At 41.0% G+C, this 17919-nt stretch carries 18 protein-coding genes; 14 read left to right on the top strand and 4 right to left on the bottom strand.

Annotation, left to right across the window (positions count from 1 at the left end):
- On the bottom strand, positions 1–577 hold a 577-nt coding region (gene rrtA / locus D9603_RS19615; RefSeq protein ID WP_128732574.1), incomplete at its 3' end, for a rhombosortase.
- A gap of 82 nt (positions 578–659) precedes the next feature.
- On the opposite strand from rrtA, the gene ggt reads away from it, so the two are divergent.
- The 13 genes from ggt to D9603_RS19550 all read left to right on the top strand — a co-directional run bounded on the left by ggt (position 660) and on the right by D9603_RS19550 (position 14715).
- Positions 660–2420 (top strand): gamma-glutamyltransferase, encoded by a 1761-nt coding sequence (gene ggt, locus D9603_RS19610; RefSeq protein ID WP_128732573.1) that lies wholly within the window; start codon positions 660–662, stop codon positions 2418–2420.
- A gap of 173 nt (positions 2421–2593) precedes the next feature.
- Positions 2594–4288 (top strand): NAD-dependent malic enzyme, encoded by a 1695-nt coding sequence (locus tag D9603_RS19605; RefSeq protein ID WP_128732572.1) that lies wholly within the window; start codon positions 2594–2596, stop codon positions 4286–4288.
- 141 nt (positions 4289–4429) lie between these two features.
- Complete coding sequence (locus tag D9603_RS19600) at positions 4430–5245, top strand: ABC transporter substrate-binding protein (RefSeq protein WP_128732571.1); 816 nt, start codon at positions 4430–4432, stop codon at positions 5243–5245.
- Between the two features lie 119 nt (positions 5246–5364).
- A complete protein-coding gene (locus tag D9603_RS19595; protein WP_225740719.1) occupies positions 5365–6009 on the top strand; it encodes an SIMPL domain-containing protein in 645 nt (214 codons plus the stop codon).
- Between the two features lie 56 nt (positions 6010–6065).
- On the top strand, positions 6066–6440 hold the full coding sequence (locus tag D9603_RS19590; protein ID WP_125254148.1) for an MAPEG family protein: 375 nt from the start codon (positions 6066–6068) through the stop codon (positions 6438–6440).
- Positions 6441–6448: 8 nt separating this feature from the next.
- Positions 6449–7090 (top strand): sulfotransferase, encoded by a 642-nt coding sequence (locus D9603_RS19585; RefSeq protein WP_128732569.1) that lies wholly within the window; start codon positions 6449–6451, stop codon positions 7088–7090.
- A 36-nt stretch (positions 7091–7126) separates the two neighbouring features.
- Positions 7127–7699 (top strand): tRNA-(ms[2]io[6]A)-hydroxylase, encoded by a 573-nt coding sequence (locus tag D9603_RS19580; RefSeq protein WP_125254146.1) that lies wholly within the window; start codon positions 7127–7129, stop codon positions 7697–7699.
- 43 nt (positions 7700–7742) lie between these two features.
- Positions 7743–9005 carry a S41 family peptidase gene (locus D9603_RS19575; RefSeq protein WP_128732568.1) on the top strand — a complete coding sequence of 421 codons (1263 nt, stop codon included), beginning with the start codon at positions 7743–7745 and terminating at the stop codon, positions 9003–9005.
- A 215-nt stretch (positions 9006–9220) separates the two neighbouring features.
- On the top strand, positions 9221–9604 hold the full coding sequence (locus tag D9603_RS19570) for a response regulator (RefSeq protein ID WP_125254144.1): 384 nt from the start codon (positions 9221–9223) through the stop codon (positions 9602–9604).
- Positions 9601–10506, top strand: coding sequence for a MoxR family ATPase (locus tag D9603_RS19565; RefSeq protein WP_128732567.1), 906 nt, complete (start codon positions 9601–9603; stop codon positions 10504–10506). The genes D9603_RS19570 and D9603_RS19565 overlap by 4 nt, the downstream gene beginning before the upstream one ends.
- Positions 10507–10508: 2 nt before the next feature.
- On the top strand, positions 10509–11453 hold the full coding sequence (locus D9603_RS19560) for a DUF58 domain-containing protein (protein ID WP_128732566.1): 945 nt from the start codon (positions 10509–10511) through the stop codon (positions 11451–11453).
- Positions 11443–13380 (top strand): DUF3488 and transglutaminase-like domain-containing protein, encoded by a 1938-nt coding sequence (locus tag D9603_RS19555; protein ID WP_128732565.1) that lies wholly within the window; start codon positions 11443–11445, stop codon positions 13378–13380. Before D9603_RS19560 ends, D9603_RS19555 begins: the two co-directional genes overlap by 11 nt.
- A 6-nt stretch (positions 13381–13386) precedes the next feature.
- Positions 13387–14715, top strand: a complete 1329-nt coding sequence (locus D9603_RS19550) for a Na+/H+ antiporter NhaC family protein (RefSeq protein ID WP_128732564.1) — start codon at positions 13387–13389, stop codon at positions 14713–14715.
- Positions 14716–14997: 282 nt separating this feature from the next.
- On the opposite strand, the gene D9603_RS19545 is transcribed toward D9603_RS19550, so the two are convergent.
- From D9603_RS19545 to D9603_RS19535, 3 genes are read right to left on the bottom strand one after another with little or no spacing between them, the layout of a single operon-like run.
- Positions 14998–15426 (bottom strand): acyl-CoA thioesterase, encoded by a 429-nt coding sequence (locus D9603_RS19545; protein WP_125254139.1) that lies wholly within the window; start codon positions 15424–15426, stop codon positions 14998–15000.
- Positions 15423–16247, bottom strand: coding sequence for a M23 family metallopeptidase (locus D9603_RS19540; protein ID WP_128732563.1), 825 nt, complete (start codon positions 16245–16247; stop codon positions 15423–15425). The genes D9603_RS19545 and D9603_RS19540 overlap by 4 nt, the downstream gene beginning before the upstream one ends.
- Positions 16240–17094, bottom strand: a complete 855-nt coding sequence (locus tag D9603_RS19535; RefSeq protein ID WP_128732562.1) for a 6-carboxytetrahydropterin synthase — start codon at positions 17092–17094, stop codon at positions 16240–16242. Before D9603_RS19535 ends, D9603_RS19540 begins: the two co-directional genes overlap by 8 nt.
- 239 nt (positions 17095–17333) lie before the next feature.
- Between D9603_RS19535 and fabA the strand changes: the two genes are divergently transcribed.
- Positions 17334–17849, top strand: a complete 516-nt coding sequence (gene fabA / locus D9603_RS19530) for a 3-hydroxyacyl-[acyl-carrier-protein] dehydratase FabA (protein ID WP_010372774.1) — start codon at positions 17334–17336, stop codon at positions 17847–17849.
- Positions 17850–17919: the final 70 nt, after the last annotated feature.

Below are 17919 nucleotides of genomic sequence, written 5' to 3'. Positions count from 1 at the left end.
GCTTTTTTGTTTTGTAGAATAAATAAATAATGGCTAACAGTACGCCTCCAATCGCACCAAATAGATGCGCTTCAATGGCGACTCTCGAATCTATAAGCATAGCAACATCAGCACTTGCGCCAGCATATTGCTCCCATAAAACCTTTGCCCAAACACCAATCAACAACAGGTATCCAGTGGTTAGCTTACGCTTTATATCTTCAAGCGCCCCCCAGACAATTAAACCATGTAGCAAGCCACTCAACCCTGTATATACAACTATGTTTGGTGCAAACAACCAGATCATAAGTCCCGTAAACGCGCCTAAAAGGCCGACGTTGACCCAATACTTTTTGATTGTTGTGTACTCAGCATGTAATAACCATATAAACACAATACCCAATATGTTGAGTAACAAATGATACCAGTTGCTGTGGGTAAATTGCCCTGTTAATAAACGCCAAACCTCGCCATTGGCAATCGCTGTTCGGTCAAAATCTAGGTAATAACCAAGATTGAATAGCATTAATACTGTTGATAAAATCGCCAGAGACAGTGGTGCTATGACATATTCTTTGTTGGTCGGAAGCTCAAACATACAATTTCGCATTATTCTTTTTGCATATTGTGCCTAATTGCTTTTATGATGCCAAATATTAGTAGCTAGCAAAGTGGGTATTATGAAACATACACTTGCATCACTCAGCGTGATAGCCGCATTCAGCTTTTCAACAAACACCTTAGCTGAAGAAAAAACAACCGAAATTAGAGAGCCAGAAGCAGCGACAGGCTTTCAGTCAAAAGAAGCTCGCATTGCTGAAAAGTATATGGTGGTAGCCGCAAATCCATATGCTAGTAAAGCTGGACAACTGATGTTGTCAAAAGGCGGTAGTGCCGTCGATGCCATGATAGCCACGCAACTGGTGTTAACTTTAGTAGAGCCGCAATCCTCGGGGATAGGCGGCGGTGCTTTTATCTTGCACTATGATAAGAAGAGCAAAGAATTAATTACTTTTGATGGTAGAGAAACAGCGCCAAAAGGCGCAAGCCCTGAACTATTCCTTGACGACTCAGGAAACGCTGTTAGATGGATAGAAGCCGTTGTTGGAGGGCGCTCAGTCGGTGTTCCCGGGATCTTACATGCTTTTAAGTCTGCTCATGACAAGTACGGAAAGCTACCCTGGCAAACGCTTTTTAAACCGGCAATTGAGCTTGCCCGCGATGGTTTTATCGTATCACCACGATTAAATATGTTACTTGAGAAGAGGCTAAATCCAGGTTTGACAAAGCTAAGCCCTGCGAAAGAATATTTCTACCCTAATGGTGAAGCGCTAAAAACTGGCACCTTACTCAAGAACCAACCTTTGGCTAATCTATATTTCAAACTGGCAACACAAGGCATTCAAGCTTTTTATGAAGGGCAAAATGCTACTCAGCTAATTGAAGCGGTACAAAAGTCTGAGATTGCACCTGGCACACTAGCGTTAAGTGATTTAGCAAACTACGAAAGCAAGACAAGGTCGGCAATTTGTACCAGCTATAGAGTTTATAAAGTGTGCTCTATGGCACCACCAAGTAGCGGTGGTATTGCTGTATTACAAATGATGAAGTTGCTAGAACCATTCGAATTAGGAAAATACAAAGCCAATGCCCCTGAAGCGCTTCACCTGTTTACTCAAGCTTCAAGGCTAGCGTTTGCGGATCGGGACTTTTATGTAGCAGATCCTGACTTTGTTAAAGTACCTACAAACGAATTACTCAATGAGCAATATTTACAAGGTAGAAGCAAACTTATTAGTGAGATGGATAACCATGATTTTCCAGTAGGCGATCCAACTGCTGGGAAGCTGGCTTATGCTATGAATGATAGCTATGAGTTACCTTCTACAAGCCATGTATCAATAGTCGATGCTGACGGTAACGCAATTTCCATGACTAGCTCGATTGAAATGGCATTTGGCTCAACTGTTATGGTCAATGGCTATTTGCTTAACAATCAACTAACGGACTTTGCACTCTCTCCTAAATCGGGAGATAAATGGGTAGCAAACCGTGTTGAAGCCCATAAACGTCCAAGAAGCTCCATGGCACCGGTCATGGTGTTTAATAAGGATGGCTCACTAAAACTCGTTGTTGGTTCTCCTGGCGGAAGCCGTATCATCAACTACGTTGCACAAACCTTAGTAGGTGTATTAGATTGGGGTTTATCTCCTCAAGCTGCAATTGATTTGCCTAAAATTACCAACCGCAATAAATATACCACCCTTGAAAAAGGCACCGAGCTTGTAGGTCACGTGCAATTTTTTGAAAAAAAGGGACACGAGGTACAGATCCGTGACTTAAACTCAGGGCTGCATGCCATCGAGATTAAAGATGGTCATTTAGTAGGTGGTGCCGATCCAAGAAGAGAAGGCATCGCGCTTGGTGAAAGTAGTGAATAAGCCATAGTTATATAGGTGCTTTTAAGCTATAATTTCGCGTTCCAGAAAACGATTCATCGATGCGCTCTGGAGCGCGTTAATATTGGTCTGATGAGCACTAAATTCATTGTAATTTAATCCTTTTCGACAATAATAAACCCTTAGACTAAAAAATTCGTGTCAAGCTTGTAAATATGACTAAACAAACCGATCCAAATTATCTCTACATTCCATATTCAGGACCTACACTTTTAGAAACGCCACTACTAAATAAAGGCAGTGCTTTTTCTCAACGTGAGCGGGAAAATTTTAACTTAGCAGGTCTTCTTCCTCCTCGCTATGAAACCATTGAAGAACAAGTTGAGCGTTGCTACCAGCAGTACTCAAGCTTCAGCGATAACCTTAATAAGCATATTTATCTGCGCGCCATTCAAGATAACAATGAAACGTTGTACTACCGTCTAGTACGTGATCATTTAGAGGAAATGATGCCAATTATTTACACGCCTACAGTAGGTGACGCGTGTGAAAAATTCTCTGACATCTACCGAAGTTCTCGCGGCTTATTTATCTCTTATGAAGAGCGCCATCAGATTGACGATATTTTACGAAACGCAACGAAAGGTAAAGTAAAAGTCATTGTAGTTACTGACGGTGAACGTATTCTAGGCTTGGGCGACCAAGGTATCGGTGGTATGGGGATCCCGATTGGTAAATTAGCGCTTTACACAGTGTGTGGTGGGATCAGCCCAGCTTATACACTACCGGTAATGTTAGATGTGGGTACAAATAACGAAAAACTACTCAACGACCCGATGTACATGGGTGCAAGACACCCACGTATTAGCCAAGATGAGTATGATGAGTTTCTTGACTTATTTATCAAAGCAGTAAAGCGTCGTTGGCCAAATGTATTGCTACAATTTGAAGATTTTGCTCAGCCTAATGCGATGCCTTTACTAAAACGTTACCGCGATGAAATCTGTAGTTTCAATGATGACATTCAAGGAACAGCAGCAGTAACCGTGGGTTCTCTACTTGCGGCTTGTCGCGTGAAAGGCGCTAAGCTTTCTGAACAAAAAGTTGTCTTCGTTGGTGCCGGTTCGGCAGGGTGTGGAATTGCTGAACAGATTATCAGTCAAATGATCTCTGAAGGGATAACAGATGAGCAAGCGAGAAGCCAAGTATTCATGGTTGACCGTTTTGGGTTATTAACAGAAGGAATGGAAGGGTTAAGAGACTTCCAACAAGCCCTTGTGCAGCAAAAAGCTAATTTAGATGACTGGACGTACAGCGGAGAGTTTGCCTCTTTGCTAGACGTTATGCACTGTGCAAAACCAGACATCTTGATTGGCGTATCGGGTCAAGCAGGTCTGTTTACTGAGCAAGTGATCAGAGCTATGCACAGTGGCTGCGCACAGCCGATTATCTTCCCATTGAGTAATCCGTCAAGGCAAGTCGAAGCGCATCCAAAAGATGTGATTGAGTGGACTGATGGCCAAGCTATCGTTGCGACTGGCAGCCCTTTTGAGCCTGTGGTACACGGTGACGAAACTATTATTATCCCTCAGTGTAACAACAGCTATATCTTCCCAGGTATTGGCCTTGGTGTGTTAGCAGCTAAAGCTACACGCATTACAGACAGCATGCTGATGGTTTCAAGTGAAATGCTCGCTGAGTCATCGCCACGTGCAAACACTGGCAAGGGAAGCCTTTTACCTGCGCTCACTGAAATTGAACCGTTGAGTAAACGTATCGCATTCGCTGTTGCGAAAAAGGCGATGGAAGAGGGCGTCGCACTTGAAATGGATGATGATGCCATTTGGGTAGCATTAGAGAAAAACTATTGGACGCCTGAATACAGAAACTACAAGCGTTGCAGTATTTAAACGCTTTATTTTGGCGCAATGGTTAAAGTTGCGCCATACTTCTATAATCAACGGTGCTAGGAGCACTTAAGCGTTTAAATGCAGTTACTCGGTCAAGGAGCATATGCATCACTGCATGTTGTTTATTGAAAGGGGAATGGCATGCGCTATTTGGTCGCCTTGTTTGCAGCTATTTTCAGTATATTTGTGTACTCCGCTAATTTGAAAATAGAAGTGGTGTCCGATTACGACCCCGACAGGCAAACCGCACCAAACGATTTAGCGACTCAACTCTTAATCAAATTGGAAAGAAGCTTGGGTAATGCAATGACAATGTCATTTATTGCAGCCAGTCGAGCAAGGGAGTGGAGAGAGCTGAGCCAAAACCCCAACGCTTGCCTCTATAATAAAGTAAAAACAGCAGAGCGAGAGCAAGTTGCGGTTTTTACAGACTTACCACTGATGTCATTTCCTGCCAACCGACTTATACTGCGAAATCAAAAAGAGATACCTGACATCGTCTCATTGGCAACTGTTATAGACCGAGGCCTGCGCATAGGGGTTTCCGATGGCCGCTCGTACGGTAACAAAATAGATAACTTAATATCACAACACAAAGACACGTTTTGGTTCGCAGAGGGAAACCAAAGCGCTTATCGCTTAAGAGCGATGCTAAGCCAAGGGAAGTTGGATGGCATAATTGAATACAGTTCAGTGTTTATAGCTGAGCACCCGTCAGCACATTCGCTCAATCAATATAGCTTTCATGCAATTACAGAAGCCAATTTCACTATTTTTGGGTACATAGCATGCGCAAGAAGCGAGGAGGGTAAAGCAGCAATTCGTTTGTTTCAACAGGCTCTCTCCGAGCCGAGAATGCAAGCAAAAATAATTGATGCTCACAAAGGACTTTTCTTTGAATTAGAGGAACCTTATATAATCCAGTCACTGGAAAATGCGTTTAGCGTTCAGCAATGATTAACACAGTTATGGTCTAATAAACTTTACTGACCAAACCATTACGAGACGTGTATATGAAGCGCTTACTTTTATTCCCCTTAATTTTGATCTTTAGTAGCATTACAAAGGCAAGCAGCTTGCCTGATTCACCTCACCTGTATGTGAAGGGAACATCTTTTATACAAGTACAGCCTGACGTTGCTACCGTTCGCGTGGCAATAACTGAAAATCACAAGTCATTGCCAACTGCCAAGGAAAATGTGGACAAAGTCATGGCAAAAGCTATCGAAATAGCAAAAGATTTCAACATTCAGGAAAGTGATATTCACGCAGATCAATTAAACATTTACAGGCAAACGCGTTATAACCGTCAAACCAATGAAGAAGAGTTTGATGGGTTTCGGGTCAGCCGCAGTTTGACAGTAAAACTCAAAGACATAGCGAAATACCCAAAGCTTTTACAAGAGTTTGTAGATAGTGGTATTAATCAGTTTAATAACACTGAATTTAGTGTAGAAAATGAAGGTAAATACCTGCAAAGCCTTAAAAAAGCGGCGATAAAAGACGCCAAAAAAGCAGCCAAAGAATTAGCAGGCGAGTTTGAAGTCGAGTTAGACAAGCTTTACTCTGTGTCGTTCCAACCTATGCAAACACCCATCCAACCATATGTTCGCACAGCAGCTATGGCGATGGAAGCTGATCGAGGGTCGTATAAAGACGCATATAACACAGGCTCAATAACACTAAATGCTGAAGTTTATGCCGTTTATCTACTCAAGTAGAGCTAGCGGCCAATACCGTAAAGTTATAAACTACCCCTCCAATCGGAGGGTTTTTTATGATTACAGGATTATATGCGGCACTGTTGGCGCTTTTATATATTAAATTGAGTTTTAATATCATTTCATTGAGGCACAAACATAAGATCTCACTCGGTGATGGTGATATTGATACATTGCGTAGTGCCATTCGAATTCATGCTAATTTCATTGAGTATACGCCGTTTGTGCTGATTATGATGTTACTGCTCGAACTACAAGATATTAGCGCTTTATTTGTTCACATTTTAGGTGCGGCATTTGTCTTTTCTCGAGTTGCTCATTTTATCGCGCTACAGCGCAATAACTTCTCTATACGCAAAGTGTCAATGGCCACTACCTATGGCGTTATCCTTACCTTATCGCTGTCCAATTTATACCTATATTTTATTTAATTAATATAATGGCCACACAGAAAATACTCGTCACTGGACTACCTAGAACTGGCACCACGAGCTTATGTATTACAGCCCTCAATTTAGGATATAAAACAGCTCACACAGCCTATACAAAACAGGCTATAAAAGACGCTAACTTTTTAGCAGATACGCCAGTGTTCGCAGACTTTGAAAAGCTGTATACCTTGTATCCAAGCTCTAAGATTATCCATTTAACGCGAGAATTTGAGCAATGGCTGCCTTCAATTCGACGGTTAATGTCATCAATGCGTGCAAATTTACTCTCTCAGCAAGGAGGGTTTAACGACACTATCAAACGTTGTTACCTAGATACCTTTCCAAATTTTGAGCAACACTTTGAAGATGATGATTACTGGCTAACATGTTATAACCAGCATACAAGCAAAGTTCGTCATTTTGTTGCTTCAAACCAGATAGAAAACATCGAGGTGATGCTAACTGATGCGGATATAACGACTAAACTAGCACAGTTTATGGATTGTCCTGGACAAAACATCCGGATCCCGCATGTTAACATTAACGGTAAGGTCACAGCATGGAAGTGGTTCCAACACTCAAATAAGATTGACTCCACAAGAAATGGAAAGTCAGATAAAGACGCAACACTATACAATAGCACTATCTAAAAATAGTAATTAAAGGTTTAAAATTAAAAAGAAGTTATGTTTGAACTAAAATATCACACTCCATTTAGCTGGACTGATGCAGTCTTAGCTGATTTCGATACTTTTCTACAAGATCACGCTGCGGCGGAAAAGAAAGCAGCAGGCATGGCAATGGCGATGCTTGGACATTATCCAGATAGAATAAAGTTAGTGAAAGCGATGGCTGATCTTGCCATAGAAGAAATGATACATTTCAAGCAAGTATTAAAAATACTAACAGAACGTGGCACATTGTTAGGTAATGACCAAAAAGATCCCTATATAAAACAGATGCGTGCATTGTTTCGTCAAGGGAGTGATGAATACCTGATTGACAGGCTATTAATAGGTGCCGTGATAGAGGCGAGGGGACATGAACGATTTTCACTGGTTGCTGAAGCACTACCTAAAGGCAAAGAGAAAGAGTTTTACGTAGCCATTGCCAAGTCAGAAGAGAAACATAAAAACTTATTTGTAGAGCTTGGATATGAATATTTCGACAAGCATATTATCGACCAGCGGCTCGAAGAAATTTTAATTGCAGAAGCGGAGATTTGTAAGTCCATCCCTTTTACCGCGGCACTTCACTAAGCTTTATCTTAGGAACTAAAAATAACGACAAGGATAACACTACATGAAAACGGTACATGCTTGGTGTTTTGGCTTTGCGCTGATTAGCACAAATGCCGCTTTAGCAAAGACGTTTGATGTCAATGGCGCGTGGCAACAACTAAACACGGTACTAGCAACACATTATGCCTACCTTGGAGATGCAGAAAATCATCAAGCTGTTGAGCAAGCGTTTAGAAAAAAGTTAAACGATGTCTACAACAAGCAAGATTTTATCGATTTGAGCCAGTCTTATTTACGTCACTTCACCGACCCACACCTCAATTTAGGTCCACTAAATGAAGATGACTATATTGTTTATCCAACTGGCGCAGATATTTTTGCCGTGTTTGAAGAAAATATAGCGGTGGTCTTGGACGTAAAACGAGACAGCGCAGCCGACATTGAAGGCATAAGACCAGGTAATAAAATTTCAACAGTGAATGGCCAATCAATAGTGAGTGCAATTGAAGATATAATGCAGGTCGAGCTTAGCAGGCTAACAGATGCTCAGAAAAATTACGCTTTGAATATCGCGCTTGGTGGGAAGCGCTATCAACCTAGAAGGTTTAAGCTAATAACGAAACAGGGAACATCTGAGATGCTACTTCCTGCAAGTTATGACGCCATTAATGCGCTTTCTAAAGGAGGTACTGTTTTATACAAAAAAATTGAAGAGCTTGGTTACATTCGCTTTAACAATGCCATGGGAAATAGTCATACCGTTGCAGACTTTAAAGCTGCATTGCAAGCACTTGGTCAAGTTCAAGGGTATATTATAGACTTACGCAATACGCCAAGTGGTGGAAATACGGGTGTTGCAGAGCCTATATTAGGTCATTTTTCGACCACAGCTACAGCATATCAAAAGTACCGTATACAAACTCCGACTATTCATTACCAGCGCGCGCAAGTTGAGACAGCAAACACTCAACCAGCGCAGCCAAGTATTCAAATACCATTTATTGCGTTGGCTGGGAGATGGACAGGTAGCATAGGCGAAGGAATGACAATCGGTTTAGACGCGCTTGGTGCAATTGCTGTGGTTGGCACTCCAATGGCTGATTTACTGGGCGGCATAAAACGATTATCACTCGATAAAAGCGATGCTTGGATTGAACTGGGGTTTGAACGTTTATATCACGTAGATGGTCGTTACCGTGAAGATTTCGAACCGACCGTGATAATGCCAGGTGATATGGACGAAAATGGTAATGATGTGACATTAGAGCGTGCGGTATTTCTTTTAAAGCAACACATAGATGGCAAAAGAGAAGTAATGAACTGATTAGGAATCCAGCTGGCAGTATAAAACAACCTATTTAACATAATATAAATTATGGGTTGTTATGTGTGGATTGCATTATGCGTACTATCGCTACTACAATATGTCCAATACTAGACGGTATCGGACATTTCCATAAAGTTTACAACAATAACTGTTGAGCTATGGATAAGCATTTTATAGTATGTGATTGAATTTGTAATTTGAAGTATCGACATATGGAATTTGTAAGACCGCTAGAACCCATTTTGATTATTGATGATGCTGTTGAAATCCGAGATTTTCTTACTCAAATTTTAGAAAATTTAGGCTTTGAAGAAGTCTACGGCTGTGAAAACTTCGATTCAGCAAAACCGCTACTAAAGCATAAACAGCCAAACGTAGTCTTTCTAGATATTGAGCTTCCAGATACTGATGGAACTGAAATTCTAGCTTACATCAATGAAAACTTTCCAACAGCTCATGTCATCATGTGCTCCGGCCATAACAGTATGGAAAATGTTCAAAACACTTGGGAGTTAGGAGCTAAAGGTTTTATTGCAAAACCCTTCAATGCACACAAAGTCGATTCTGTAATGAAACGTTTAGAGCTGGTGACATGAACCAGGTCATCAATGATGTTATAGACTCTCTTTCTGCTGTGATTTTGGAAAAGCCTGAGCAAATTAAACTGGCGATTTGTAGCTTGCTTTGTCGAGGCCATTTACTCATCGAGGATTTACCGGGTATGGGTAAAACAACTTTATCGCATTCACTGGCAGATGTACTTGGGTTAAGTTATCGGCGAGTCCAATTTACGAGCGATCTTCTGCCATCAGACATTACCGGGACTTCTATTTTCAACCGCGAACAACAATCTTTTGAATTCCACCCAGGCCCTGTTTTCACACAGGTTTTACTCGCGGACGAGATAAATAGAGCAAGCCCAAAAACGCAAAGTGCGTTATTGGAGTCAATGGAAGAACATCAAGTGACCATAGATGGTGAGAGTCACAAGCTCCCTAGCCCATTTTTTGTAATTGCAACACAAAATCCACAACACCAATCTGGAACTTACCCATTACCAGAGTCTCAGTTGGATAGGTTTTTTATGAGGATTAGTCTTGGTTACCCATCAGAGGCCGCTGAAGTACAGCTAATTCACCAAGCTGGCATACCTCGCGCCTCAGTCAAGACTCAGCAAGTAATAGATAGTGACGCCCTACTGAAATTTCAGCAAAAAATCCCTCTTATTACTTTAAGTGACGCGGTAGTTAGCTATATTTTGCGTTTGATCACGTATACGAGAAACTCAGGCATGTTTAGCGATCCACTATCGCCACGCGCCAGTATTGCACTGGCTTCAGCAAGCCGTGCATACGCATTTATCAATGGTCGAGACTTTGTCATCCCAGATGATGTACAAGCTGTTTTTACCTCTGTTTGCGCACATCGTTTGGGTGTAACGAGCACAAATGAAGCCCAGCTCAAATTGCAAATATTTGATAACGTACTGGTACATTAAATATGTTCAAACGCTTGCGAGCTCAAGTCAAACAGCACATATATAAAAAGCACCAAAGTTCAGAACTCACGTTTTCACACAGCAATATCTATATCTTGCCATCTAAGGATGGCTTCTTTTTTGTCACTGTTGCACTCATTAACTTCATTTTGGGGATAAATTATCAAAATAACCTGATCCTCGCGACATCATACATAATGGCCGTGATCATGGTCGTGGCCTTGTTTATCGCTTTTTTTAATTTTAACAATGCTAAAATTCAGTATTTGGGCGCTGAGGATAACTTTAGCCCTTATCACCCTACCCTTAATTTAAAGTTGTCATCAAGCTCAGAGATACAGTCGCTAAGGCTCACTAGTGAATACAACCATACACCTTCACATATTCCTATTATTCAAGATGAGATACAAATAGCGCTTCCTATTACCAACTTATCACGGGGTAAATATGAAACAGGCACCATTAAAATAATGAGCTACTTTCCACTTGGGCTGATCCGGACATGGTCTTATATAAGACCAAATGATGTCTTTTATATTTACCCTACACCATTACCTTTAGATGAAAAAGAGCAACAACCAAGTCATATAACAGACAAAAACGAAACTTTATCACAACAGCAGGATAACGCATCTGAGTTTGACCACCTTACCCTTTATCAAAAAGGGATGAACCTTAGCAGGGTCGCTTGGAAGCATTACGCCAAAACCGAGCAGATGTTAGTTAAAACACACAACTCTAATGGCCACTTTTCAAATCAAACCGTCGTTGATTATGACTTATTACTTGGCACAAAAGAGGAACGCTTGGGTAAGCTTTGCACACAAATTTTAGATGCCGATAAACAGCAAGCTCATTATGCACTAAAACTCAAACAACTGCGTATACCACTGGGTAGCGGGAACGCACATAAGCAAAAATGCTTGGAGGCGCTGAGTGAGTTCTAAGTTTCCAGTATGGTACTATAGCACCTCTGTATTTGTTTGGTTGATTAGCCTCATTCTGATTGATGACTTTGGGGTTGGTTTTACGGGTTTAGTAAGCGTGCTGATGCTTTGGCAAACCATTCGCATATTCACAACACCAACAATATTGAGTGTGCGATTCATTAATGTCGTTACTTTACTTGGGGCAGTTACAACTGCAAGCTTAATTGGTCTGAAAAATAGCGTAAATGTTTTCGTCGCGCTCATGTTAATAGCCTCCTTGCTGAAACAGATACATGCCACAAAGGCAAACCAGTTCACGCAAATTTGTATTTTGAATTTTTTTACTTATCCGTGCTTATTTTTATTCACACAAAGCCTGTTTGCTGCTTTGTTAGTGCTTTGCATGCTGGCTGTAAACCTAGCTATTATGCTTAACCTAGAGCAGAACTTAAAATTAAAACCGGCTTTGAAAGTAAGCATCAAAGGTTTGATAATAGTGTTGCCGGTGGCTGCATTTTTAGTGGTTTTTTTACCAAAGTTACCGGCATTTTGGCAGCTACCACAACCCCAGAAGGAAGCTAAAACAGGCCTGTCTGAAAATGTCGATCCGTTTGATATTGTTAGCTTATCGCAATCGGAAGAACTCGTATTCCGAGCTACCTTTGAAAATGAGCAGATTGAAGGGCCTTACTACTGGCGAGCCATCATTCATGATGAATTTGACGGAAAACGCTGGAAAATATCTGAATATCAAAGAACGAATATGAAGCCACCTCCCCTCGATGAAGGCGAGCATGCAACAATCATTGCTCAACCAAGTCACATTCCTTGGTTATACGGTTTATCCTACTCATACTCAAATAACCCAAAGTTAAATAGCAATGTATTTGGCACAGTTTACCTCAAAAGTCTCACATCAAAGCCTATTGAGTACTCAATTATGGTTAGCGACTTTTCACCTGAAAGCACGCTAAAACCTTGGTATTATCAACGTAATGTAAAGATCCCTAAAGGGTTTAACCCTAAAACAACCCAGTTAGCTCAAACTTGGGCAATGAGTTCGTCAAATACAAGCGAGTTTATTGAGAAAATGAGGCTGTATTTTCTCAATAATCAATTTATTTACACTCTGACCCCAACACCTAGTCAGTCTGATAACAGAGTTGATGAATTTTTGTTTAATACACAAAATGGTTTTTGTGGGCACTACGCCTCGGCAGCTGCATTTTTGCTGAGAAGCGCAAACATTCCAGCGCGCTTGGTATCGGGTTATTTAGGAGGTGAGCAAAACAAAAACCAAGGTTATTATAGTGTTTATCAATATGATGCTCACGCTTGGGTCGAGTATTTTACGCCTGGAGTAGGTTGGCAACGGTTAGATCCAACAGCATGGATAGCACCAGAACGCATGACAGGTAGCCTGTCACAGCTAGCGCAATTGTCTAATGAGTTTCAACAAGGATTAGGATACAGCTTAATCGCTTTTTCAAATTGGCATTCAATTAATTGGGTGCGATTAAAACTAGAAGAGCTAGATTATCAGTGGACTAGAGTTGTCATCAACTTTGATAGAGACAAACAAAGCAGGTTGTTCAAAAATTGGTTTGGTAAATACGGCACACTGTGGGCTGGGATTATATCATTACTAATATTTGCGATACTATCTGTCATTCTCTTCTTCTTGGTAAACTATATACGTAGGGCTACTCCCCCTATCGAGTTGGCTTATTACAATGATATAGTGCGTTATTTAAATAGGGACTCACACAGTGGTAGCGTTCGACAGAATATTCAGGAATTAACACTATTGTTTCCGGAGAATGAGAAGGTACTTTGGCAGTTCTATGCGTTATTTGAGAAGTCACAGTATCAACAAAAACCACTATCTAAAACTGAGTTAAAAAAATTAAAGACCTTATACAGGCAAATAAAAAAGAAAGGCTAGAAATAAATGAATGCTGTTATTTTGGGCGTGTTGCTCATGTTGGGGCTAACCCTTGTAAGAATTAATGTCATCGTTGCAATGACTATTAGTGCTATGGCTGCCGGACTTGTTGCTGGTTTAGACATAAAGACAACACTCAATGCGTTCAATGATGGGTTATCTGGTGGTGCAGAGATCGCGCTTAGTTATGCAATGCTTGGCGGCTTCGCTGTCGCTATCTCGAAATCAGGCTTAACACAAATTTTAGCGCAAAGGCTCCTTAACCTTGTTAATGCTAATAGCAATGAAGGTTCAACATACTTGAGTATGTTTATTATGGTTGTTATTTTAGCTTGCTCTGTGGCATCGCAAAATCTGATCCCGGTTCATATCGCATTTATTCCAATCCTGATCCCACCTTTGCTTGTAGTGTTGAATAAATTAAAGCTTGATCGCCGCGCCATTGCTTGTATCTTGACGTTTGGCCTTGCGACTAGCTACATGGTGCTTCCATATGGGTTTGGAGGTATTTATTTATATTCTATTTTACATAAAAACCTCATTGATAATGGTTTAACACTTGCAAAGTTTGATGTGCCCTACGCAATGGTTATTCCTGCGCTTGGTATGTTACTGGGATTGATCATTGCCCTATTCATTAGCTATAGAAAAAAACGCGAATATCAAATAGGTCAACTGCCAAGCGAGCAAGCACCTGTTTTGCCCGAGGGCAAAGAAGCTAAAAAGGTGATGCTAGTTGGCGCTGTTGCTGTAGCTGTATCGCTAATTGCGCAAAATATCAGTGGCTCGATGATCCTAGGCGGACTGGTTGGTGTTATGATTTTCAGCTTATTTGGTATTGTAAAATGGGAGCAAAACTCTGACGTTTTTAGTAAAGGAGTTGCGATGATGGCAATGATAGGTTTTATTATGATTTCGGCACAAGGCTTTGCTTCAGTGATGAAAGCGACAGGTGATGTAGCTAGCCTAGTTTCTAGTTGCGCAAACTTTGTTGGCGACAACAAACCTCTCGCAGCTGCAATGATACTATTAGTTGGCCTGCTGATCACAATGGGCATTGGTAGCTCCTTTTCAACAGTGCCAATTATAGCGACGCTGTTCGTACCTCTATCATTGGAAGTCGGCTTTTCAGCCATGGCAACGGCAGCTTTGGTCGGTACTGCTGGTGCCTTGGGTGATGCAGGCTCCCCAGCCTCCGACTCAACGCTAGGTCCGACATCAGGGTTAAATGCTGATGGGCAGCATGACCATATTTGGGATTCTGTGGTACCTACATTTATTCATTTTAATATACCTCTACTCTGCTTTGGTTGGATAGCTGCAATGGTGCTATAAATTATCAAAATATTGACTGATGAAAGGCACCTTGTATCATGGTGCCTTTCTTAAGCTTTATTATCCAACCGTTGAATTCAAAAATGCGTTTAACATAGTTCGCTAACTCTGAAAATATCGGTCTGATAGACTCTATCACTCAAGGTTTCTACTTGCACGTTAAGATTAAGTTCCACAAAACCGTACCGTATATTGAGTTCAATGAATTAACATTTGTATGATGTGTTCTTTTTATTGTAAGGGACTAACAAGACATATAAAGACTATGCCTTGTTAAAATCATCAAAAGCCATTTAGCATTTTGTCACATACCACTGGGGTTGGTCTGTGGTTATCGTCTACTGCAACAAAGGTAAAGCTCCCCGTTATTGCTAGGTGTTTATCGTCTTTGTGCATTCTCTCGAGATAAATCTCAACATCTACTTTCAAACTTGTATTACCAACATGCACTACTTTTGATACCAGTTCAGCAAACGTGCCGGCTGGTATCGCCTCTTTAAAATCAACACGATCAGAAGAAATAGTTACAAGCGGTTTACGGCAAAAGCGTGTGGCTGCAATAAACGCCACCTCATCCATCCACGCTAGTGCATCCCCACCAAACAAAGTGTTGTGATGATTAGTACGTCCAGGAAACACTGTCTTGGTTACGTGAGTAATAGAGCTTGCGATACGCTGCTCTATAATTATCTTTCTTTGTTCTTCTGTCATTTTTTAACTGCTTTGTTTGCTAATGTTTCTTTCATAAGTAGAGCTGGGTCAAGTCTTTCCCCAAACCAATTAAATCGCCAATCTAAATGAGGGCCGGTTACTCTTCCCGTAGCACCTATCTCAGCAATTTTTTCACCTGTTGTAACTTTGTCGCCTGCTTTTACATCTAACTTACTGAGGTGAATATATGTTGACGTAATACCGTGACCATGGTCGATAATTAATGTGCCACCACTGTAGTATAGATCTGAATTTGCAAAAACAACCACACCGGATACAGGTGCATACACTGGCTCACCTGTTTTGTTCGCTATATCTAAACCAAAGTGAGGCCGTCTCGGCTCGCCATTAAAGTATCTTTGGCTTCCATATATGCCTGATATTCGGCCTTTGGCAGGTCGGTATACTGTTTCTTTAAAATATAATAAATCTGAGTCACCTTGTCTGGCCTTCGACACAGCTTGCGCTTCTTCACGAATACGTTTGAGGACTGACTCAGGCGGTGAAACATATTTTTTAGCCACCCCTGTAATCTTATCTATATCATAATCACGTTTAGTAATAAGCAGAGGCTGAGAGTGTTTTTTGCCGTCTTGAGATTGCCAGCTTAACGTATGGCTTAACTCAGCATCGCGACCAAATCCAAAAACAAAGTAGCCTTCTTTTGAACGCTTTATTGCTCTTTCATTTAACTTTATATTACTGGCCTGTGGCAGTTTACCAATGACCATACCACCTTGGGTTAAATTGCCTTTTAGTTCTAATGCTTCAGTAAAAAGTGCTGTACTTGCAATTACGGCAAACATGAGCGCTTTAAGCATAAGCAATCGCTCCTTTACCCACACCTTCATAGGCTCGCACTTGAACATGATCGTTAGGATGTTGCAATTTTACCTGACCTGCCAAGTATTCGGCAATGCACTCAACGGTGGTATCGCACGGCAAAATATCACAGCGTAATTTACTTATCGCAAGCTCAAAGTAGCCTTGTGATGACGTATAAGCAAACGCGTAATCTCCCTCTTCCGCTACGATATGTTTGAGCTCAGCTGAGGATATCAAATCCTCCTCACTTCCGAGATATATATCTTGCCATTTATCTGCCCATTGCTTTTGCAATCTCGGCATACTGACGTCGTTTAGCTTGATACCAATCAGTGAACGGTGACCATGAATAATACGCTGACAGTTACCATCATGTTTTTTAAGACCGTGACTATAGTGATAATAGAAGCCGCTTGTCGCCTCTGGTCGTAAAGTGATATCGAGATCTTTCACATTATCCGGTAAGTGAGGCAAGATCACTGATTTGAGATAGGCAATTGTATTTACTTCGTTGACTTCTTCACCTTCAATCATACACACAGCTTGCTCTGGCGCACTCATTGCTAAATGACTATCACCAATATGAAGATCAAGCTCAAATCGACCATTTGTGTGTTTGGTATTAGCGCTAAGCGCGCTAGGTATTGCTAATTTGTGATCTAGCTTTTCATCGATAATTTGTTTGATTTGTTTTTTGACTTTCGCAAAATCTAGCACCATAGACTCAGCGTTTAAGTCGCCATGTAATACGATATCCGTGATCCAACTTTCCCCTACCGCACCACGACGAGGGCAAAGGTACGAAAAATCAATCACGGTTAAAGAGTCAACAAAAAGGATCATAAATTACCCAAAATAGCCTACAAAAAATCAATGTTGATTATAATGATTTTCCCACTATAAATCGCCCCTAATCAGAACTGATTTGCATTTAATCTCTTCAATTTTTTGAAATTTAATCAAATAGACATATCCTTAGCGCAAAGTTTACAAATCAGCGTACGCTTTTTAACTGTTCGGAGTTGTTTAGCGTACATCTGTACGCTAAAGTAGCGTCAATTTGCAAGCTAAGAAGAAAAGTTATGGAACCTAAGAACAGCTATACAAAAGAAGAACTTATTTTATGTGGTCGCGGCGAAATGTTTGGTGAAGGCAACTGCCGACTGCCAAGTGACAACATGCTCATGATGGATCGCATTGTCCAAATTAACGATGATGGCGGTGAACACGGCAAAGGCCAAATCATAGCAGAGTTAGATATCAATCCAGATTTATGGTTCTTCGATTGCCATTTTAAAGGTGATCCGGTTATGCCTGGTTGTTTAGGTTTAGATGCAATGTGGCAGCTAGTTGGCTTTTTCCTTGGTTGGTCTGGTGGCCCTGGCCTTGGTCGCGCTCTTGGTGTTGGTGAAGTAAAATTCACAGGACAAATATTACCGACAGCGAAAAAAGTGACTTACCGTATTGAAATGAAGCGTGTAATAAAGCGAAAACTATTTATGGGACTTGCTGATGGCATTGTTGAAGTAGATGGTCGTGTTATTTATGAAGCAAAAGACTTAAAAGTTGGCCTTTTCCAAGACACCAGCGCTTTTTAATACCAATTTTCTTATTTAACCCGAGATCGGTTTAAGCCATCAGTTCATCAATAGAAATTGATGGCTTTTT

It is taken from the genome of Pseudoalteromonas sp. PS5 (assembly GCF_004103255.1).
Taxonomy (GTDB): Bacteria; Pseudomonadota; Gammaproteobacteria; order Enterobacterales; family Alteromonadaceae; genus Pseudoalteromonas; species Pseudoalteromonas peptidolytica.
The sequence above is the reverse complement of the archived record's forward strand: the minus strand, read 5'-3'. Positions and strand labels throughout refer to the sequence as shown.

Bases quoted from the DNA above. Each gene is read 5' to 3' on its own strand.
- ggt (WP_128732573.1), top strand. From the start codon at position 660: ATGAAACATACACTTGCATCACTCAGCGTGATAGCCGCATTCAGCTTT.
- D9603_RS19605 (WP_128732572.1), top strand. From the start codon at position 2,594: ATGACTAAACAAACCGATCCAAATTATCTCTACATTCCATATTCAGGA.
- D9603_RS19600 (WP_128732571.1), top strand. From the start codon at position 4,430: ATGCGCTATTTGGTCGCCTTGTTTGCAGCTATTTTCAGTATATTTGTG.
- D9603_RS19590 (WP_125254148.1), top strand. From the start codon at position 6,066: ATGATTACAGGATTATATGCGGCACTGTTGGCGCTTTTATATATTAAA.
- D9603_RS19585 (WP_128732569.1), top strand. From the start codon at position 6,449: ATGGCCACACAGAAAATACTCGTCACTGGACTACCTAGAACTGGCACC.
- D9603_RS19580 (WP_125254146.1), top strand. From the start codon at position 7,127: ATGTTTGAACTAAAATATCACACTCCATTTAGCTGGACTGATGCAGTC.
- D9603_RS19575 (WP_128732568.1), top strand. From the start codon at position 7,743: ATGAAAACGGTACATGCTTGGTGTTTTGGCTTTGCGCTGATTAGCACA.
- D9603_RS19570 (WP_125254144.1), top strand. From the start codon at position 9,221: ATGGAATTTGTAAGACCGCTAGAACCCATTTTGATTATTGATGATGCT.
- D9603_RS19565 (WP_128732567.1), top strand. From the start codon at position 9,601: ATGAACCAGGTCATCAATGATGTTATAGACTCTCTTTCTGCTGTGATT.
- D9603_RS19560 (WP_128732566.1), top strand. From the start codon at position 10,509: ATGTTCAAACGCTTGCGAGCTCAAGTCAAACAGCACATATATAAAAAG.
- D9603_RS19550 (WP_128732564.1), top strand. From the start codon at position 13,387: ATGAATGCTGTTATTTTGGGCGTGTTGCTCATGTTGGGGCTAACCCTT.
- D9603_RS19545 (WP_125254139.1), bottom strand. From the start codon at position 15,426: ATGACAGAAGAACAAAGAAAGATAATTATAGAGCAGCGTATCGCAAGC.
- D9603_RS19540 (WP_128732563.1), bottom strand. From the start codon at position 16,247: ATGCTTAAAGCGCTCATGTTTGCCGTAATTGCAAGTACAGCACTTTTT.
- D9603_RS19535 (WP_128732562.1), bottom strand. From the start codon at position 17,094: ATGATCCTTTTTGTTGACTCTTTAACCGTGATTGATTTTTCGTACCTT.
- fabA (WP_010372774.1), top strand. From the start codon at position 17,334: ATGGAACCTAAGAACAGCTATACAAAAGAAGAACTTATTTTATGTGGT.